Here is an 18,066-nt window from a genome sequence, read left to right as displayed (position 1 = left end):
TAGGTTGCTGGGCATGGTGATTCGAGTGCCTCCGACCGGTGGCGAGAAGGAGAGCTTGCTGGCCGCGATGTGGCGGCATCGCGAGGCTGTGCTGTGGAAGATCCAGGGCCTGGACGACGAGCAGTTACGCAGGAAGATGACGCCGTCGGGCACGCATCTGCTCGGCTTGGTCAAGCATCTGGCGTCGGTTGAGTACGGCTGGTTCTGTGAGCCGTTCGGCCGGGAGTCGAAGGCTGTGTTCAAAGAGGACGATCCTGAGTTCGACCTTCAGGTACGCCCTGGTGAGACCACTGAAGGCATTGTGGCGTTCTACCGCGAGGCCTGTGCGGCGGCCGACGCCGTCGTCAACGAGGTCGAGCTGACCGAGATCGGCACCTCATGGGACGGCGACAAGGTCACCATGCGCTGGGTGCTGATCCACATGATCGAGGAGACGGCGCGGCACGCCGGCCACATGGACATCATCCGGGAGCTGATCGACGGCGCGGCCGGTGATCACCCGTGGGAGGAGGATGCTCAGACCGCTGGAACGCCGTAGATCAGGCAGAACGTGTGCCCGGCCGGGTCGCGGAACACGCGGAAGTGGTCCTCGCCTGGAGCGTCATGCACCCGGGTGGCGCCCAGGGCGAGCACCTCCCGCTCGGCGATGTCGACGTCCTCGACGTGGATGTCGAGGTGGAACTGTTGCGATCCACAGGGGTCGGGGAACTTCGGCGGCTCGTACTCGGGCGCCAGCTGGAAGGCGATCCGGTGGCCCATGGGCTCGGTGAGCACCACCCATGTGTCGTCGTCCTCGGTCACCGTGCCGCCGAGCAGTTCGGCGTAGAAACCCGCGAGTTTGAGGGGGTCCTTGCAGTCGAGCACCACACTTCGCAGTCGTCCGATCATGGTTGCAGTGTGCCCACCCGGGCGGCCGGGAAACTCAGGACGCCTTCGCCACGGCTTTCTCCAGCTCGGCCCGCTTCATCTTGGACCGGCCCTTGATGTGCAGGTCGCGGGCTCGTTCATCGAGCTCGGACTTGCTCAGCCCGGACAGGTCGGCCGGCTTCCTGCGGCCCTTGGCGGACTCGACGCTCTGGCGCAGGGCCTCCATCAGGTCGGTCACCTCGGTGGCGCCGGGCGGCTCGGCCTCGGCGACGCTCTCGTTGCCCGCGGCCTTGTCCTTGATGAGCTTGTTCACGCGGTCGGTGTACGTGTCGCGGTAGTCCTCGGGCCGCCAGGCCTCGCTCATCGACTCGATCAGTGACGAGGCCATCTTCAGCTCGTTGCGGCGCGGGGCCGGGGCGTCCTCGATCTCGACGGGTTCCCTGATCTCGTCGGCGAAGTACAGGGTCTCCAATGACATCCGGCCGTCCCGGGCCCGGATCGCGGTCAGATACTGCTTGCCTCGCATCACGAAGGTGGCGATGCCCGCCCGGTTGGTCGACTCCATCGCCTTGGACAGCAAGGCATACGGCTTGGCGTACTCCTTCTTGGCAGGCGCCAGCCAGTAGGTCTTCTGGAAGAAGATCGGGTCGATCTCGTCGAGATCCACGAACGTGCTGATGTCGATCGTGCGGGACCGGCCGGGAGCGATGTCGGCCAGTTCGTCCGGCTCGAGAAGGACGAACTGCCCGTCATCGACCTCCCGGCCCTTGACGATGTCGGAGAACTCCACTTCCTCGCCGGTGCGCTCGTTGACCCGCTTGTACCGGACGCGGTCGGAAGTGCCACGTTCGAACTGGTTGAAGTGGACGGTGTGATCCGAGGTGGCGCTGTAGAGCTCCACCGGGATGGTCACCAGGCCGAAACTGATCGCTCCGCTCCAGATCGCGCGCGGCATGGCCGGTTACTCCTTGTCGCGTTCCAGCTCGGCTTTGGCCTCGTCGGCCTCTGCCTCGCCTTCCACCCGCAGGGCCTCGTTGCCGGTGTGCTCGCCCCACTCCTGCTTGACCTTGCCGACGAGCTCCTCGACCAGGTGTTTCGGCTTGTCGTTGGCGGACATAGCCGCTGGTTACCCCGCACGGGCGGCCGGTTAACCAAAGAACCGCCGCAGGTGGGTGACCACCGCCTCGGGCTGTTCCTCGGCGACGTAGTGCCCGGCACCGGAGATCTTTTCGAGCTGGACGTCGACGGCCTGCCGCCGCAACGGCCCGGCCAGATAGTCGAAACCGGGCTCCGAGGCGAGGCCGAGAACGGGCAAAGTCAGCCGTGGATAGGTCTTTCCGTCGACGATGTCCTGGCCGAACGTCTGATACCAGCCGTTGGACGCCCGGATCGCGTCCGGCGAGGCGTAGGCCCTGGCGTAGATCGCGCGGTCACGATCGGTGATGGCGGCCTGATTCTGCAGCAGCAGGCCGCACAGGTGGTCCACGAGCAGCCGGAACCGGCCGGCGAGCAGCTGTTCGGGCAGCAGCTGGACCTGGTTGAACGCGAACCACCACAGGTGGAACTGGGTGGGCTGGGGCAGCAGGGTGAGCTCGTACAGGCCTTCGTCCGGGTGCGGGACGTCGATCAGCGCCAGTTTCCGGATCGCGTGGGGGTAGTTGGCCGCGAAGGCGTGCCCGACCATCGCGCCGATGTCGTGGCCGGCGATGTCCACCTGCGTGTAGCCGAGTTTCTTGACCAGTTCGTAGATGTCACGGGCCATGGTCTTCTTGTCGTAGCCACCGGCCGGTTTGCCCGACAGGTTCATCCCGCGCAGGTCGGCCACGATCACGCGGTACCGCTCGGCCAGCGCGGGCATGATCTTGCGGAACTGCCACCACGTCTGCGGCCAGCCGCCGAGCAGCATGAGCGGCGACCCCTTGCCGCCGATCACGTAGTGCAGCCGGGTTCCGTTGACGTCCGCGTAGGCGCTGCGGAAGCCCAGGGACCGCGCCAGTTCGGCGTCCGAGGGGGTGGCCGCTTCGGCTTCGGCGGTTGTGCCGGTCGCGGCCAACGCGGCGGTCGCGGCGCCCGCGGCCAGCAGAGAACGACGGTCCATCAGAGTTCCATTCTTGACTGATCGGTCTAATATAAGGACAGCAAAAAAGCACTAGTCGAGCAGCGAGAGCGCTTGATCGACGGCGTCTCGCAGACGCTGCCGATCGGGGCGCTTGGCGATCACGCGGATGCCCTGGATCAGGGTGACCAGGAACCGGGCCAGTGCCTGCGGATCTTTGTCCGCCCTGAGTTCGCCCTGGTCGTGAGCCCTGATCAGGGTCCCGGCGATCGCCGATTCGAGCCCGTTGAGACCGATGTCGACGCGCTTGCCCGCCAGTTCGTCATGCGGCAGGCATTCGACCGCGGTGTTGGTGACGAAGCAGCCTTTGCGGTCGGGATCGGTCAGGGCGTCCTCGGCGAACGACCTCACCAGCTCCCGGACCGCCGGCAACGCCGGTCCCGCCGGGGCCAGTGTGTACGCGTTGCGGCCGGCCATCTCCTCGCAGTACCGATCCAACGCCCGCAGGTACAGCTCGTGTTTGGTGCCGAAAGTCGCGTAGATACTGGCCCGTCCGATACCCAGGTGTTCCACCAGGTCCTGGATCGAGGTCGCTTCGTAACCCTTGCGCCAGAACAGGTCCAACGCGGACCGCAACGCGGCGTCCGGGTCGAACTCCTTGGTCCTGGCCATGCGCCTATCCAACCCATATCTAGAATGATTGGTCAAGAAAGATGTCCGGAAATAGTACCGAGCCTCACACGCCGCCTGCGCATGCCTGGGCCAAGATGGACGCATGATCGAGACCACTGACCAGGACGGTGTCGCGGTTCTGCGGCTCAGCAACGGCCCGGTGAACGCGCTGGACCTGGACATCCTGACCGAGCTGCCGGGCGTGCTGGCGGCTGTCGCCGACGCGAAGGCAGTCGTGGTCACCGGAGCAGGAAAGTGCTTCTCGGCCGGGGTCGACCTGAAGCGGATCGTCGAGGACGGGTCTGACTACATCGAGAAGTTCATTCCAGCCTTGGGCGCGGCCGCACTGGCGTTGTTCGAACACCCGAAGCCGACGGTGGCGGCGGTCAACGGGCACGCGCTCGCGGGCGGCTGTGTCCTCGCGGCTGCTGCGGATGTTGCTGTCATGTCGGGCGGCACCATCGGGTTGACGGAACTGACGGCAGGCGTGCCGTTTCCGATTGTGCCGCTGGAGATCATGCGTCACGCAGTTGGTCCCCAAGTATCGACGCTTGTGCTCACGGCCAAGACACTCAAGCCCGAGGAGGCCGCGGCGATCGGGTTGGTCGACGAGGTCGTTGCCCCTGACGACCTGCTGCCGGTCGCGCTCAAGCACGCGGCCAAGCTCGGCACCATCCGCAGCGACGTATACGCGTTCAGCAAGCAGCAGCTGCAGCAACCCGCGCGGGCCAGGATCGACGCGGGCGACGACCGGCAGGTCATCGAGATGTGGAGTTCCCAGGCCACACGCGATTTCCTGCGCGAGTTCATGGCGAGCCTCAGCCGCCGGTAGGCGCCACAACATCTTCACAACACCCCCGGCATATACATGGGCGAAACCACTGCGGACGGGGGAGTCAACACATGAGGTACGTCTCGCTAGCCGTGGCCACGCTGACGGTCATGGCCGGACTCAGTCCGGTCGCGGCCTCGGCCACGATTGCGCCGTGCATTCGTACGGTCAGCATCAACGACGTGACCGAGGCTGAGGGCGACCCATTGCCGGGAGGGCAGCGCACGCCTCCCAACGCCTTCACCTTCACGGTCTCCACTGGTGGCTGCGCGCGTGCCGGCGGCGTCATCTACTCGGTGATGTCGACGCAGACCGAGCCGGAGGATCACTCCAGGCCCAACGGCATCCTGGAATGGGAGTCCGGCGACACCGCGCCCAAGAAGATCAACGTCTACGTCTACCGGGACAACCACCAGGAGCCGACGGAGGATTTCTCGGTCATGGCCTGTCCGTCGGCCGGTGTCCTGGTCGAACGCAGCGGCCACGGCAAGATCCTCAACGACGACGGGCTGACCCTGCCGAGCGGGCCTGCCCTTCCTAACTATCACTGTCCACAGTGACACCTGCCAGCTCGTCCGCCTCGGCCACCGCGTTCGCCTTGATGTAGAGCTGAACCGCGTGGTCGCGGTGGGTGGCAGCGGCGGCCGCGTCGCCCGACGCGGCCGCAAACCGGCTCATCCACCGGTGCAGGTGGGCTTCCTCGTAGGCATCCGGGAACCGGACACGCAGGTCCAGGGCACGAGTCAGGTGGTGGCGGGCGGCTGGCAGATCGCCCGCCCGCAGGTGCGCCCGTGCGATGTTGCCCAGCGAGATCGCCTCGCAGTGCTGATCGCCGAGTTCCGTGCTGATCTCCAACGCGGTCACGAACTCCGCCAGAGCCTGTGTGTGGTCGCCGCGCAGCAACAGCGCCTCGCCGATGTCGTTGATGCCACCGGGAATGTGCCGTTTGTACCCGATCTCCCGGTAGAGCGCGAGCGACTCGTGCAGGAACGCCAGTGCCTGGTCATGGTCGCCTTTGGCGCGATTGGCCACGCCGAGACTGTGCAGGATCGCGGCCTGCAGGGTCACGTCCTCGGCATCCTTTGCCAAGGTGAGCGCCTGGGTCAGGTGCTTGAGGCCGATCGCGAAGTCACCGTTCTCGGTGTGCGCGTAACCAAGGTTGTTCAACGCCGAGGCCATCGCCGCCGGAGACGTGCCGGTGTGCAGTTCCAGCGCGCGGCCAAAGGATTCGGCTGCCTCGTCGAACCGCCGCAGGCCTGCGTTCGCTACTGCCAGATTGTTGTGCACATAGCCTTCATCGCGGACGTTTCCGCTGGCCTGGGTCATGGCGAGAGCCTCGTGCAGGACGTCGAGGGCCTCGTCGAAGCGCCGGGTGAAGATGCAGGAGACCCCCAGTGCACTGCGCATCAGGCCGCCGAGCTCTGGATCACCAAGCCGGTTCGCGGCCGTCACACCCCAACGGCACGTGGCCACCCAGTCCGTCCAGTGGCCGCGCCGGTCCAGAAACCCCGCCAGCAGATAGGTCATGTGGCACGCGGTGAGCTCGTGGCTTTCGGCGGCCAGGGCGACGACCGGGACGATGTTGCCGCGTTCACCGTCCAGAAAGGCCAGCACTTCGTCCGATTCGGCCGCGAACGGCAACTCGGCGGGTGGATCGGCAATGGCCGCCGTGATCCGGGTGCGGGTGGGGTCGAGCGTGCTGTTGGCGGCGTCCGCGATCGCGAGATACCAGTCGATGATCCGGTGGGCGGCCGCGTCGCGTTGCGCTGTGGTCTCGTCGGTTTTCGCGCATTCGGAGGCGTACAGCCGGATCAGGTCATGGAACCGGTACTGGCCACGCTCGGTCTCCATGATCAGGTGCGCGGCGCTGAGTTCGTCCACGCTGCGCCGGGCGCGACCGTGCGACAACCCCATGACGGCGGCGGCGAGCCGGGTGCCGAAACTCGTGCCTGGATGCAGGCCCAGCAACCGGAACAGCCGGGCAGCAGGTTCACTCAAAGCGTTGTAGGCACTGGCGAACACCGTACGGACGCTGCGGGAATCCCCGGTGACCTGCAATGCATCCAGCCGGTCGTCACTCAGTTCGGCCACCAGGCCGGCGATCGGCTGGCGGGGCCGTGCAGCCAGCTTCGCCGCCGCGATCCGCAACGCGAGCGGCATCCGTCCACACAACTCGATCAGCTCGAACGCGGCTGCCTGCTCACGCTCGACACGCTGAACGCCGAGCACACGGTTGATCAACCCGTGAGCCTCGTCGACAGCCAGTACATCCAGTTCGGCCGACTGCACCGCGTGGTCAATGGCCAGCGCGGACAGCTGGCTGCGGCTGGTCACCACCAACGTGCTCGACACCGTCGGCGGAACCAGCGGCGACACATGGTCGGCCGTGCCGCCGTTGTCCAGGATGATCAGGACCCGCCGGTCGTGCACCAACGAGCGGTACAGCCCGGTCTGGTCGGCCACCCCGGCGGGAATCCGATCCGGCGGCACACCCAGACCCCGCAACACATGCGTCAGCGCATCGGCCGGAGTCAGCGCGGCGTCAGGATCATGGCCACGCAGATCCAGGAATAGCTGGCCATCGGGATAACGGTGTTTGACCTGGTGAGCCCACTGCACAGCCAGCGCGGTCTTGCCAATGCCCGCAGGCCCGGAAACAACCACAATGCACGCCGCAGGATCAGCCAGCGCCGCCAGTTCATCGGTGCGCCCGGCAAAATGACCAACCGGCCGCGGCAGCTGCGCCGGAATCGGCGCGTGCACAGGATTCGGTTTCGGCTCCAGACTGGATTCCCGACGCAGAATCGCCATGTGCAGGCTCTGCAACTTCGGCCCCGGATCAACCCCGAGATCCTCAGCAAGCCGGACGCGGAGGCGTTCGTACCTGTCGAGCGCATCGGAATGCCTGCCACAGCGATACAACGCGAGCATGAGCAAGCCGACCAGGCGCTCCCGAAGCGGCGTCGCGACAAGCTGACGCTCAAGTTCACCAACAGCCGCAACGTGATCACCAAGCTGGACACGCGCGTCCCACAGATCCTCGACCGCATCAAGCCGAACCTCAGTCAGCCGCTGAACCTCGGCCACAGCCCAGCTTTCCAGCCCAGCGTCAGCCAATGCCTCGCCCCGCCACAACTTCAGCCCCGCCGCCAACCGAGCCACAGCATCAGGCACAGCGTTACCAGCCAAGTCAGTCTTGGCGAGCCGAACAGCATCCTCGAACAGATGAGCATCAACATCAGCTCGCGGAACATCCAACACATAACCAGGCCCCCGTGTCACCAACACATCAGGCAACCCACATCCATCAAGAGCCTGCCGCACCCGCGCCACATGACTCTGCAACGTACGAACCGCAGTACGCGGCGGACTCTCACCCCACAGCGCGTCCACCAGCCTGGTCTGCGTGACCACACTCCCGGCATTCAACGCAAGCAAGGCCAGCAAAGCCCGCTGCCGCCCACCAATCAGGACCGCCGGCCCCAGCGGGCCAACCACCTCAACCAACCCAAGCACCCGCACCGGCGGCATGGAGGCCATCGCTCACCCCTTCATCCGCCGACATATCGCCCAACCGGCCGCCAGTGTGTCGGACAGACCTCCAACAGCGCTGACGTTGACCGAAAACAGGCCGCAAGCTCCAACAAGAACTCGGCTGAGCCGAACCCCAGTGCCTACGGGGCGGACGGCCATTGGCGTTCGCGGGACCAGGCGTCGAGGACGATCAGGGTTTTGGTGCCGGTGACCCGGTGGCTGCGGCGGATTTCGTCGATGCGGTCCTGGAGGTGGGCGAGGTCTCGGACGCGGAGCCAGACCAGAGCGTCGGGGTCGCCCGCGATGGTGAAGACGGCCTGGGTCTCGGGCATGGCGGTGGTGGTCTGGACGATCTCGGCGACGTTGGTCGTGCCGGAGAACCTCAGCTCGGTGAAGGCTTCTATGCCCCAGCCGAGCTTGGCGTGATCAACTTGTACGGTGTATCCGAGGATCACACCGGTTTCTTGTAGACGGTCGATACGGCGCTTGACGGCCGCGACCGAGAGCGAAACCCTGCTCGCGATGTCCGACAACGTGCGACGAGCGTCTTCGCGTAGCAACGCCAAGATCTCGTGGTCGGTCCCGTCGAGCTCCATGAGCACCGACACTACTCGCCGCGCAAAAAATTGCCGCCTGTACGGTGGTGGCCTCGTGTTCTTTGCGTCTTTGTCGCGGCAGGCTGACATGGTTGTTGCGCACGGCCGGTCAGCCGTTGTGAGGTGTGCCCCAACCGCGCGTGCCAAGGAGGGCTCATGGAGACCCTGGAAGACCGCTACCTGCAGCCCGAGGGCACTGTCTACCTGACCGGTATCCAGGCCCTGGTGCGGGTGCTGCTCGACCGGGTACGGCATGACCGGGGCCTGGGCCGGACCACGGCCGCGTTCGTGTCCGGGTATTCCGGCTCGCCGCTGGGCGGGTTCGACCTGGAGCTGGCGCGCCGCAAGAAGCTGCTGGACGCGCACGACATCGTGCACCAGCCTGGGCTCAACGAGGAACTCGCGGCGACCGCGGTGATGGGCACGCAGCTGGCGGCCGGACTGGGCACGCAACGCCCGGACGGCGTGGTCGGCATGTGGTACGGCAAAGCGCCTGGTCTTGACCGGGCGACGGACGCGTTGCGGCACGCGAACCTGGCGGGCTCCGACCCGCGCGGGGGAGCGGTCGCCCTGGTCGGCGACGACCCGAACGCGAAGTCGTCCTCGGTGCCGAACGCCTCCGAGCTCGCGCTGGCTGACCTGTCGATCCCGGTGTTCTTCCCGGCCGACGCCCAGGACCTGCTGGAACACGGCCTGCACGCGGTGGAGTTGTCCCGCGCGAGCGGTGTCTGGTCGTCGGTGAAGATCGTCGCGAACGTGGCCGACTCGGCGGGAACGGTCACGTTGCCGCAAGACTGGGCCGCGCCTGACCTGCCGAACGCGTACAAGCACAGCCCGTCCGCGCGTCTGCTCGGCCAGCAGCTCGCCGTTCTGGAGCGCAGCCTGTACGACGTGCGTCTTCCGCTCGCCCTGGAGTACGTACGGGCCAGCGGCGTGAACCGGATCGTCAACCGGGGACCGGCCGACCGGATCGGCATCATCACTGCCGGAAAGTCGTACCTCGACCTGCGTCAGGCCCTGCGCACGCTCGGGCTGACCGAGCAGGATCTCGCGCGCTACGGCATCAGGGTGCTCAAGCTCGGCGTGATCCACCCCGTCGAGCCGGAGATCGTCCGCGAGTTCGCGGCCGGACTGACCGAGATCGTGGTGGTGGAGGAGAAGCGGTCGTTCATCGAGGCGGCCGTCAAGAACATCCTGTACGGCCGGCCGGACATGCCGCAGGTGCACGGCAAGCAGGGCCCTGACGGCCGTACGCTCCTGCTCGAGGCCGGCGAGCTGCATCCGGATCTGATCGCGGGTGCGCTGGCGAAACGCCTGCCCGCCGACATCGAGCCGGTGCAGGCCTGGCAGCAACGCCGCCGCCGCGAGCGGATCGCGATCCCGTTGCTGGCCCGTACTCCCTACTTCTGCTCGGGTTGCCCGCACAACTCGTCGACCAAGGTGCCTGACGGCACGCTCGTCGGCGCCGGGATCGGCTGTCACACCATGGCGTTGTTCATGGAACCGGAGCAGGTCGGCAACGTCGTCGGACTGTCCCAGATGGGTGGCGAGGGCGCGCTGTGGATCGGCATGAGCCCGTTCGTCGAGTCCAAGCACCTCGTGCAGAACCTCGGTGACGGCACGTTCATGCACTCCGGCAGCCTCGCTGTCCGGGCCGCGGTCGCCTCGGGCGCGAACATCACCTTCAAGTTGCTGCACAACTCCGCGGTCGCGATGACCGGCGGGCAGCAGGCCGTCGGCGCGCTCCCGATCGAGCGGATCGCCGCGTTATTACTGGTCGAAGGCGTCCGTAAGGTGATCATCACCAGTGACGAGCCCAAACGCGTCCGCAAGCTGAAGCTGCCCGCCGGGGTCGAGGTACGTCACCGCGACGAGATGCTCCGCAGTCAGGACGAACTCGCGGCCATGAGTGGCGTGACGGTCCTCATCCACGACCAGGAATGCGCGGCGGAGAAACGCCGGAAACGCCGTCGCGGCAAGGTGGAGACGCCACCGGCCAAGGTCGTGATCAACGAACGTGTCTGCGAAGGCTGCGGCGACTGCGGCGCCAAGTCCAACTGCCTGTCGGTGCAGCCGGTGGCCACCGAGTTCGGCCGCAAGACCCGCATCCACCAGTCCTCGTGCAATGTGGACTACTCCTGCCTGGCCGGGGACTGCCCGTCGTTCCTGACCGTCATCCCGGGCAAACGTTCGCGGTCACACCTCGTCGGCGACATCGCGTCCGAAGAATTGCCCGAGCCGGCCGTGCGTTCAGGGGACTTCACGGTCCGGATCACCGGCATAGGCGGGACCGGCGTCGTGACCGTCGCGCAGATCCTGGGCACGGCCGCGTCGATCGCGGGCAGGCACGTCCGTACGCTCGACCAGATCGGCCTGGCCCAGAAGGGCGGCGCGGTCGTCTCGGACATCAAGGTCACGACGCAACCCCAAGAGCAGGCACCGAAACTCGCCGCGAGCGAAGCCGATCTGTATCTGGCGTGCGACGCGCTGGTCGGTGCAGACCCCACGCACCTGTTGTCGGCGGACACCGAGCGGACCACAGCGGTCGTGTCGACCACCGAGGTCCCGACCGCGAGCATGATCGTCGACACCAGCGTGTCCTATCCGGACTCCGCCAGCGTCCGATCGGTCATCGACGCGGCGGCCGCGCGAACGGTGTACCTGGACGCCCGTGGCCTGGCCGAAGCGTTGTTCGACGATGACCAGTACGCCAACATCCTGCAGCTCGGTGCGGCCTTCCAGACCGGTGTGGTCTCGTTGCCCGCGGACGCGGTCGAACAGGCGATCCGGCTCAACGGCGCCTCAGTGGAGCGCAACCTGCAGGCGTTCCGTCGCGGCCGCCAGGCAGTCGCCGACTCCGCCGCGCTGGAGGCCTTGCTGGTCCAGCCGCCCGCGCCGGTTGCCGTGCACCCGTCGACCGCGCGGATCGCGGGCATGGTCAACGCCCCCGAAGGCTCGGAGCTCGGCCGTCTGGTCTCGCTGCGAGTCACGGATCTCATTGGCTACCAAGGCGAACGCTACGCCGAGACGTACGCTTCGTTCGTCGAGCAGGTCCGCGTTTCGAGCACGCCCGAGATCGCCGAGGCTGTCGCCCGGAACCTGTACAAGCTGATGGCGTACAAGGACGAGTACGAGGTCGCCCGGCTCTCGGTCGAACAGTCCCTTTCGGACACCATCGAGGCGCAGTTCGGTGCCGGTGCCAAGGTCTCCTACCGGCTGCACCCGCCGGTGCTGCGGGCGATGGGGATGAAACGCAAGATCAGCCTGGGTCGCTGGTTCCGGCCGGTCTTCCGGCTGCTGGCCGCCATGCGCAAACTGCGCGGCACCAAGCTCGACCCGTTCGGCTACGCGCACGTCCGGCGCGTCGAACGTGCGCTGATCACCGAATACCGCGAGATCCTGCTGACCGCCCTGGCCACCGGCGGCGATCCGGCGATGATCGCGGAGCTGGCCGGCCTGCCGGACATGGTCCGCGGCTACGAGCAGATCAAGCTTGACAACGTCACCGCCTACCGGGAACGCCAGCAGGAACTGCTGATCAGCCTCACCCAGCCCACCAGCCCGGTCACCACCGCGGCATAGCCTTAGGCAAGCGTGTAGAGCAATCTGTTGGGAGTGTCCGGTCTGACGTTGCAGACCACGTCCTTTGTGGACTGCGCGATCAGGGCGGCTGCCACCTGGGCCGGGGTGGCGGTGGGGTGGTCGGCGAGGTAGAGCCCGGCGCCGCCGACGACGTGTGGCGTGGAGAAGGACGTCCCGCTGAGCGTTGTGGTCGCGGTGTCCGAAGTGGCCCATGGGCCGCTGATGTTGACGCCTGGCGCGTACATGTCGATCGCCGGGCCGTAGTTCGACGCCGAGTGCGCGCAGTCGTTGATGTTCGTGGCGGCTGTGGTCAGCGCCTCGGCAACGCGGGCGGGCGAGAAGTTCCTTGCGTCGCTTGCGGAACTGCCGGCCGCGACGCCGTAGGTCACGCCGGACGCGATCGAATTGCGAACCGCGGCGTCCAGTGCGGCGTTCGCCGCGCCACCGATGCTCATGTTGGCCACAGCGGGTTTCCGGGCGTTTCTCGTCACCCAGTCGACGCCCGCGATGACATCCGCCGTGGTGCCGGAGCCCTGGGCGTTGAGCACCCGCACCGGCACGAGCTGGATCTTCTTGGCCACACCGAACCGGGTGCCGCCGATGATCCCGGCGATGAACGTGCCGTGCCCGTTGTCGTCATTGGGATTGCCGTCATCATCCACCAGATCGATCCCGCCGCCGACGCGGCCGCCGAAATCGGTGTGCGTGGCGCGGATTCCGGTGTCGATCACGTAGGCAGAGACATTCGATGCCTCGGTGATCCATCGATATCGGTTGTCCAGCGGGAGCCTGCGTTGATCAATACGATCCAGACCCCACGACGGCGGGTTGAGCTGCTCACCGAGCGCCTGCACCCGCGCGTCCGGCTCGATGGCCGCCACGGATTTGTCGGCGGCCAGTTTCCGCAGCTGAGACGGGCTCAGCCAGGCTGAGAAGCCCTTGATCGCGGTGTCGTAGACGTGGTCGACCCGCATCGGGACGCGCTGGGTGAGCGCGCCGAATTCGGCGGCCGGGTGCAACATCACGATATAGCGGCTCGCCGGTTCAGCGTTCGACTGAACCGGCGTTACCATTGCGGCTAAGGCCAAAGCGGCCACGATCCCGGCGCGTCTCATATCTAGTCGTCTAGTCGAGCCCAGCCGGTTGGGCAAGGTTCACCAATTACCACTAACTGCTGGTGACAAAGGCCCGGCGGCGTTCCAGCATGGCCAGGCCGAGCGCGCAGACCCCGCCGAGCACGGTCAGACCGATCCAGCCCGCGGCCGGCGCGATGTCGAAAACCGTTCCGGCGAAAAGATTTCCCAGCATGATCCCGACTCCCACAATGGTGTTGTAGAGCCCGTAGTGGGTGGCCACCAGCTGATCGCCCGACAGCCGGACAATGGTGTCCATCTCGAACGGGAACACCACCACGGTGCCCAGGGCGAGCATGGCCGACGACAGGATCAGCGCGGCGATCCCGGCCGGGCTGTCGGCGGCCAGCAACGGCGGCAGGAAAGCGGATGCCAGCAGGGCCGCGCCGATCACAATGGACCGGCCGGGGCCCCATCTGTCCCGGAACCACGCGGTGATCCGCAACTGCCCAGCGATCGCCAGGACCGCCGACACCACGAACAACGCCGTGACCAGCGCCTCGGACCCGGTGATCGCCTTGGCCCGCAACGGAAGCGCCAGATAGATCTGGAACGACAACACGTTCGAGCCGATCATCGCCAGCGCGAACAGCAGGAACGGCCGGTTGGTCAGCACCAGCCGCCAGTCGCCCAGCACCGACCGTTGTTGCCGCACAGCGGTATGCCTTGGCAGCGACCGGATCTGCAGGACCGTCAGCCCGGCGAACACCCCGGCCGCGACCAGGCACGTCAACCGGAAGTCCACGGCGGTCAGCAGCAACCCGACCACCGGCCCGAGCAGGATGCCGCCCTGGTAGAACACGTTGAACAACGCGAACGCCGAAACGCGGCGCTCACCGGCGTCGGCGGCGAGGTAGGCCCGGACTGCGGGGTTGAAGAGCGCGCCGGCGAATCCGGTCGCGGCGGACGCGATCATCAAGGTAGGCAACGACTCCACGACACCCAGCAACGCGAATCCGGCTGTCCGCAACACACAACCGGCCACGATCAACGGCTTGTAGCCGAACCGGTCGGCGAGCGTCCCGCCGAGCAGGAACATGCCCTGCTGGGAGAAGTTGCGTACGCCGAGCACCAGGCCGATCGCCCAGCCGGCCAGCCCGAGCGGCCCGGCGAGATAGCCCGCCAGGTACGGCATCAGCATGTAGAAGCCGACGTTGATGGTGAACTGGTTGACCATCAGCAGCCGGCTGGGCCGGTCGAACGACCGGAACTCGGTGACCAGGCGCCTCACCGGCCGGCCCCCAACGGGTCGACGACCGTGCCGCAGCGGGTCCATCGCTCGACGATCCGGTCCGCCGGATCGCCCATCTCATCCGGCTCGGCCGCGGCCGGATGCCCAAGAAGGTCGTGCTCACGGCAGTAGTCGTCGTTGTAGACGGTGTCGAAGTACCGGTGCGGGCCGTCGGGGAACACCGCTGCGATCCGGGTTTCCGGCTCGAGTGTCCGGGCCAGCCAGCCGGAGACGAGCGCGACCGCGCCCACGCTCCAGCCACCGCTCGCGTGATGTGTCGACGCGAGTTTGCGGCACGTCCAGACCGCTTCGGCCGGAGCCACCCAGTGGACCTCGTCGAACGCCGAGTAGTCGACATTGCTGGGGTAGATGCTCGATCCCAGGCCACGCATCAGCCGCGTACCGGCCGGCTGGCCGAAGATCGTGGAGCCGACCGTGTCCACGCCGACCAGCCGCAACTGCGGGCAGAACTGCCGGAGCACGCGGGCGATCCCGGCGGAGTGCCCGCCGGTGCCCACCGAACAGACCAGGACGTCGACCCGTCCGAGCTGGGCGACGAGCTCCATCGCGAGCGATGCGTACGCCGTGACGTTGTCCGGGTTGTTGTACTGGTCAGGACACCAAGAGCCTGGGTACGAGGCCATGACCTGTTCGACCCGGTCACGACGGGCCTGTTGCCAGCCGCCAGCCGGATGCGGTTGTTCGACCATCTCGACGTTCGCGCCGTACGCGGTCAGCAGCCGGTGCACGATCGGTTCCATGCCCGGGTCGGTGACAAGCGTGACGGGGTGGCCATGGACGGTCGCGGCCAGGGCGAGCCCCAGGCCGAGGGTGCCGCTGGTGGACTCGACGATCATCGCGCCTGGTGTGAGTTCACCGCGTTGCCTGGCCTGCTCGACCATGTGCAGCGCGGGCCGGTCTTTCATGCCGCCGGGGTTGTGGCCTTCGAGTTTCGCCCAGTAACCACGGCCGGACTCGCCGATCCACAGCACCGGGGTGTTGCCCACGGCGGTGGCGGGGGAGTGGCAGCTCGCCGCGGTGGTCAGCAGCTGGGCGGGCGTGGGTGTGGAGAGAACTGTCTTCATCGGACCTGTCTCGTCGAAGCAGCGGGGTATGAGGGCATGCGGCTACCACCACAGGGAGTCGTCTGTGGGTAGCCGAAAGTTCCTGGGAAAAAGGGAGCCCTCAGGTCCGCGCTATGGCCGACTCGAGCAGGACCTCGCGGCCGGAACGGCATCGCGATCGACTGGTTATGGGTTGTGCAGCCGTTTCAGGCTGTCCATTGTGTATCGATTGGAGTGGCGTGACGGGTGCTATGTCCAGAGCGTCGTTGCGGGATGGCGGTGCGAGAACGTACTCGTGCGTGTGCGAGTCCGTATCGTGGTGGCATTGACCATCATGCGTGGACGACGCGCTCGGGGCGTCGCTGTGCGCCTCGGCGGGCTCATGTGGAGCGCACGCCAAAAGTTGAAGCCAAAGGAACGACAACAGTACGAAGAAGGCGAGCCGTCGTGTCCTCATCGTGACCCAGGCTACCAGTCCGCAGTCGATCAGTCACAGACTGTCAGAGCCAGCCGTTTTCCCGCGCGGCACGCAGCGCCTCCGACCGGGTCGTGACGCCCAGCTTGTTGATCACCGCGGCGATGTAGTTGCGCACGGTTCCGTTGGACAGATGGGTTTGCTTGGCGATCACCGCTACCGGTGTGTCGAATTCCGCGAGCCGGAGTACTTCCAGCTCGCGGGGTGTGAGCGGACACTCCGGCGCGGTCAGCGCGTCCGCGGCCAGCGACGGGTCGACGTACCGGTCGCCGCCGTGCACCCGCCGGATCACGTCGGCCAGCGCGCCGCCGGGTGCACCTTTGCGCAGAAACCCTTTCGCGCCTGCGGAAAGCGCGCGACGCAGATGCTGCGGGCGACCGTGGCCTGTCAGGATCACCACAGCGCACGCGGGCAGCGCGGTGGCCAGCTCGCTCGTGACTTCCAGGCCGTCGAGTTCAGGCATTGCCATGTCGATCACCGCCACGTCCGGGCGATGCGCGAGTGCCGCGTCGACAGCGAGTCGGCCGCTGGCCGCGTGCGCGACCACCTCGATGTCCGGCTCAAGGCCGAGCAGCGCGCCGAGCGCTGTGCGGATGAGGTCCTCGTCGTCAGCGAGCAGGACGCGGATCACGCTCGGACCGTGGCCCGCAGAGTGAAGACGCCGTCTTCCTGCCAGGTCCGCAACCGTCCGCCGGCCTCGGCCAGCCGGTCCGCGAGCCCGGTCAGCCCGGAGCTGTACCGGTCCGCCTTCGCGTTTCCCGCGCCGTCGTTGGCGACCGTCATCCGCACCTCCCCGCCATCGTGCGTCACCTCGATCGTGCACCACTTGGCTTGGCTGTGCCGCAGCATGTTGGTGCTCGCCTCACGCAGCACCGGGGCGAGCCGCGCGGCGGCATCCGGCGGCAGGTCGGCCTCGGGCTGCGTGACCGTGCAGCGTACTCCGGATGATCGCAGGACTTCGACGATCGCGGCGAGCTGGTCGCGAAGATCCACGACGCGGTAGCCGTCGACCGCGCTGCGCATCTTGGTCAATGCCTCAGCGGCCAGCCGCTGGACCTCGCCCGACGCACGGGCCGCGACCCCGGGATCGACCGGGGCCAGCCGGGAGGCGAGCTCCGCTTTCAACGCGATCACCGACAGGTCGTGGCCGAGCACGTCATGCACGTCGCGAGCGAACCGCAACCGTTCCTCGGCCGCCGCCAGCTTCGCCTGTGCCGACCGGCCTTCCTCGGCCTGCGTGAGCAGATCCCAGAGCCAGACGTAGACGACGCTCATCCCGCCGACCGCAAGCGCCAGGCCGGCCGCCCGCCACAGTGACCCGGACACGGATTTGTCGGCCCACACAGCGGTGGCGGCCGTGACAACGAATGCCGCCACTGCCACGACGATCGCAGGCGTCCGCCGCACTCGGAGCAAAGGCATCGACCCGGCGATCGCGCCGCCCACCCACGCCCACGTGTACCAGATAGCAGGCCCCACCGGCGCCAGCAACGGCACCGACACCACCGAAGCCACCCCGAACAGGACCAGCAGCCTGCGACTGACCTTCTCAGTCAGCCATGGCGTCATCGTCGCGTACAACGCACCCGCCTGAGCAGCGGTGAAGAACAGCACCCCGACCGCCCCGAGCACAATCCACAGCGGCCGCTGCTCAAGCAGCACACCCACACCCGGCAAGATCAAACCAGCGAGCACGGCCACACCGAGCGAGGCCAGAGTGAAGACCCTGGCCCTGCGCAGCTGCTTGTTCTCCACGTGCAGGATGTTATTGGTCATGCGACCAGCACGGCTGCCGCAACCAGTACATCGGTCACAATGCACGCCTCGGCGTACCACTTGGGCACGACCGGCAGGAAATACGTGGTGAAGCCGAACGGCTGCCATGGAGTGAAGTTCAGCAGGCCGATGCCGGCCCCGAGGAGCAAAGGCCACCGGTGGCTCGCTTTCAAGGTGTGAGTTGTCATGTACCCAGCCTGGGCACGGCGCCGCACAAGCCCCATATGCAGGTTGTCATCAATCGACCA

Annotated in this window: 17 protein-coding genes; 4 read left to right on the top strand and 13 right to left on the bottom strand. The window is 66.9% G+C overall.

Going from position 1 to position 18,066, the window contains the following annotated elements:
* Positions 1-13 precede the first annotated feature (13 nt).
* Positions 14-538, top strand: a complete 525-nt coding sequence (locus JOF56_RS50385) for a DinB family protein (RefSeq protein ID WP_209646549.1) — start codon at positions 14-16, stop codon at positions 536-538.
* On the opposite strand, the gene JOF56_RS50380 is transcribed toward JOF56_RS50385, so the two are convergent.
* Genes JOF56_RS50380 through JOF56_RS50360 form a run of 5 tightly spaced genes read right to left on the bottom strand, consistent with a single transcriptional unit; the run spans position 517 to position 3,595 of the window.
* Positions 517-888, bottom strand: coding sequence for a VOC family protein (locus JOF56_RS50380; protein ID WP_209646548.1), 372 nt, complete (start codon positions 886-888; stop codon positions 517-519). The genes JOF56_RS50385 and JOF56_RS50380 overlap by 22 nt on opposite strands.
* 34 nt (positions 889-922) lie before the next feature.
* Positions 923-1,822, bottom strand: a complete 900-nt coding sequence (ku, locus tag JOF56_RS50375; protein ID WP_209646547.1) for a non-homologous end joining protein Ku — start codon at positions 1,820-1,822, stop codon at positions 923-925.
* Positions 1,823-1,828: 6 nt separating this feature from the next.
* On the bottom strand, positions 1,829-1,984 hold the full coding sequence (locus tag JOF56_RS50370) for a CsbD family protein (RefSeq protein ID WP_209646546.1): 156 nt from the start codon (positions 1,982-1,984) through the stop codon (positions 1,829-1,831).
* 30 nt (positions 1,985-2,014) lie between these two features.
* The gene (locus JOF56_RS50365) at positions 2,015-2,965 is read right to left on the bottom strand and encodes an alpha/beta fold hydrolase (RefSeq protein ID WP_209646545.1); all 951 of its coding nucleotides are present in this window, start codon (positions 2,963-2,965) and stop codon (positions 2,015-2,017) included.
* Between the two features lie 51 nt (positions 2,966-3,016).
* Positions 3,017-3,595, bottom strand: a complete 579-nt coding sequence (locus JOF56_RS50360) for a TetR/AcrR family transcriptional regulator (protein ID WP_209646544.1) — start codon at positions 3,593-3,595, stop codon at positions 3,017-3,019.
* A gap of 103 nt (positions 3,596-3,698) precedes the next feature.
* On the opposite strand from JOF56_RS50360, the gene JOF56_RS50355 reads away from it, so the two are divergent.
* Together JOF56_RS50355 and JOF56_RS50350 are read left to right on the top strand one after the other, a co-directional pair.
* On the top strand, positions 3,699-4,427 hold the full coding sequence (locus tag JOF56_RS50355; protein ID WP_209646543.1) for an enoyl-CoA hydratase/isomerase family protein: 729 nt from the start codon (positions 3,699-3,701) through the stop codon (positions 4,425-4,427).
* Between the two features lie 71 nt (positions 4,428-4,498).
* A complete protein-coding gene (locus JOF56_RS50350; protein WP_209646542.1) occupies positions 4,499-4,987 on the top strand; it encodes a hypothetical protein in 489 nt (162 codons plus the stop codon).
* Here the strand turns inward: JOF56_RS50350 and JOF56_RS50345 are convergent.
* Complete coding sequence (locus JOF56_RS50345) at positions 4,965-7,958, bottom strand: AfsR/SARP family transcriptional regulator (RefSeq protein ID WP_245380984.1); 2,994 nt, start codon at positions 7,956-7,958, stop codon at positions 4,965-4,967. The genes JOF56_RS50350 and JOF56_RS50345 overlap by 23 nt on opposite strands.
* A gap of 143 nt (positions 7,959-8,101) precedes the next feature.
* Positions 8,102-8,557, bottom strand: coding sequence for an Lrp/AsnC family transcriptional regulator (locus tag JOF56_RS50340; RefSeq protein ID WP_209646541.1), 456 nt, complete (start codon positions 8,555-8,557; stop codon positions 8,102-8,104).
* 156 nt (positions 8,558-8,713) lie between these two features.
* Between JOF56_RS50340 and JOF56_RS50335 the strand changes: the two genes are divergently transcribed.
* Positions 8,714-12,139, top strand: coding sequence for an indolepyruvate ferredoxin oxidoreductase family protein (locus JOF56_RS50335; protein WP_209646540.1), 3,426 nt, complete (start codon positions 8,714-8,716; stop codon positions 12,137-12,139).
* A 2-nt stretch (positions 12,140-12,141) separates the two neighbouring features.
* Here the strand turns inward: JOF56_RS50335 and JOF56_RS50330 are convergent, their stop codons facing one another.
* The 6 genes from JOF56_RS50330 to JOF56_RS50305 all read right to left on the bottom strand — a co-directional run bounded on the left by JOF56_RS50330 (position 12,142) and on the right by JOF56_RS50305 (position 18,006).
* The gene (locus JOF56_RS50330; RefSeq protein WP_245378753.1) at positions 12,142-13,212 is read right to left on the bottom strand and encodes a S8 family peptidase; all 1,071 of its coding nucleotides are present in this window, start codon (positions 13,210-13,212) and stop codon (positions 12,142-12,144) included.
* A gap of 94 nt (positions 13,213-13,306) precedes the next feature.
* Positions 13,307-14,503 carry an MFS transporter gene (locus JOF56_RS50325; protein ID WP_307855639.1) on the bottom strand — a complete coding sequence of 399 codons (1,197 nt, stop codon included), beginning with the start codon at positions 14,501-14,503 and terminating at the stop codon, positions 13,307-13,309.
* Positions 14,500-15,588: a PLP-dependent cysteine synthase family protein gene (locus tag JOF56_RS50320; protein WP_209646537.1), complete on the bottom strand. Its 1,089-nt coding sequence runs from the start codon at positions 15,586-15,588 to the stop codon at positions 14,500-14,502. Before JOF56_RS50320 ends, JOF56_RS50325 begins: the two co-directional genes overlap by 4 nt.
* A 479-nt stretch (positions 15,589-16,067) precedes the next feature.
* The gene (locus JOF56_RS50315) at positions 16,068-16,673 is read right to left on the bottom strand and encodes a response regulator transcription factor (protein ID WP_209646536.1); all 606 of its coding nucleotides are present in this window, start codon (positions 16,671-16,673) and stop codon (positions 16,068-16,070) included.
* A complete protein-coding gene (locus JOF56_RS50310; RefSeq protein WP_209646535.1) occupies positions 16,670-17,818 on the bottom strand; it encodes a sensor histidine kinase in 1,149 nt (382 codons plus the stop codon). The genes JOF56_RS50315 and JOF56_RS50310 overlap by 4 nt, the downstream gene beginning before the upstream one ends.
* Entirely contained in the window at positions 17,815-18,006 is a 192-nt protein-coding gene (locus tag JOF56_RS50305) for a hypothetical protein (RefSeq protein ID WP_209646534.1), read from the bottom strand. Before JOF56_RS50305 ends, JOF56_RS50310 begins: the two co-directional genes overlap by 4 nt.
* Positions 18,007-18,066: the final 60 nt, after the last annotated feature.

The organism is Kibdelosporangium banguiense, assembly GCF_017876405.1.
Lineage (GTDB): Bacteria > Actinomycetota > Actinomycetes > Mycobacteriales > Pseudonocardiaceae > Kibdelosporangium > Kibdelosporangium banguiense.
This window is presented reverse-complemented; position numbering and strand designations above follow the sequence as displayed.

Excerpts from the sequence above, each read along its gene's own strand:
- JOF56_RS50330 (WP_245378753.1), bottom strand. The coding sequence starts at position 13,212 with ATGGTAACGCCGGTTCAGTCGAACGCTGAACCGGCGAGCCGCTATATC.
- JOF56_RS50345 (WP_245380984.1), bottom strand. The coding sequence starts at position 7,958 with ATGCCGCCGGTGCGGGTGCTTGGGTTGGTTGAGGTGGTTGGCCCGCTG.
- JOF56_RS50360 (WP_209646544.1), bottom strand. The coding sequence starts at position 3,595 with ATGGCCAGGACCAAGGAGTTCGACCCGGACGCCGCGTTGCGGTCCGCG.
- JOF56_RS50355 (WP_209646543.1), top strand. The coding sequence starts at position 3,699 with ATGATCGAGACCACTGACCAGGACGGTGTCGCGGTTCTGCGGCTCAGC.
- JOF56_RS50305 (WP_209646534.1), bottom strand. The coding sequence starts at position 18,006 with ATGACAACTCACACCTTGAAAGCGAGCCACCGGTGGCCTTTGCTCCTC.
- JOF56_RS50350 (WP_209646542.1), top strand. The coding sequence starts at position 4,499 with ATGAGGTACGTCTCGCTAGCCGTGGCCACGCTGACGGTCATGGCCGGA.
- JOF56_RS50310 (WP_209646535.1), bottom strand. The coding sequence starts at position 17,818 with ATGACCAATAACATCCTGCACGTGGAGAACAAGCAGCTGCGCAGGGCC.
- JOF56_RS50380 (WP_209646548.1), bottom strand. The coding sequence starts at position 888 with ATGATCGGACGACTGCGAAGTGTGGTGCTCGACTGCAAGGACCCCCTC.
- JOF56_RS50335 (WP_209646540.1), top strand. The coding sequence starts at position 8,714 with ATGGAGACCCTGGAAGACCGCTACCTGCAGCCCGAGGGCACTGTCTAC.
- ku (WP_209646547.1), bottom strand. The coding sequence starts at position 1,822 with ATGCCGCGCGCGATCTGGAGCGGAGCGATCAGTTTCGGCCTGGTGACC.
- JOF56_RS50320 (WP_209646537.1), bottom strand. The coding sequence starts at position 15,588 with ATGAAGACAGTTCTCTCCACACCCACGCCCGCCCAGCTGCTGACCACC.
- JOF56_RS50365 (WP_209646545.1), bottom strand. The coding sequence starts at position 2,965 with ATGGACCGTCGTTCTCTGCTGGCCGCGGGCGCCGCGACCGCCGCGTTG.
- JOF56_RS50370 (WP_209646546.1), bottom strand. The coding sequence starts at position 1,984 with ATGTCCGCCAACGACAAGCCGAAACACCTGGTCGAGGAGCTCGTCGGC.
- JOF56_RS50385 (WP_209646549.1), top strand. The coding sequence starts at position 14 with ATGGTGATTCGAGTGCCTCCGACCGGTGGCGAGAAGGAGAGCTTGCTG.
- JOF56_RS50340 (WP_209646541.1), bottom strand. The coding sequence starts at position 8,557 with ATGGAGCTCGACGGGACCGACCACGAGATCTTGGCGTTGCTACGCGAA.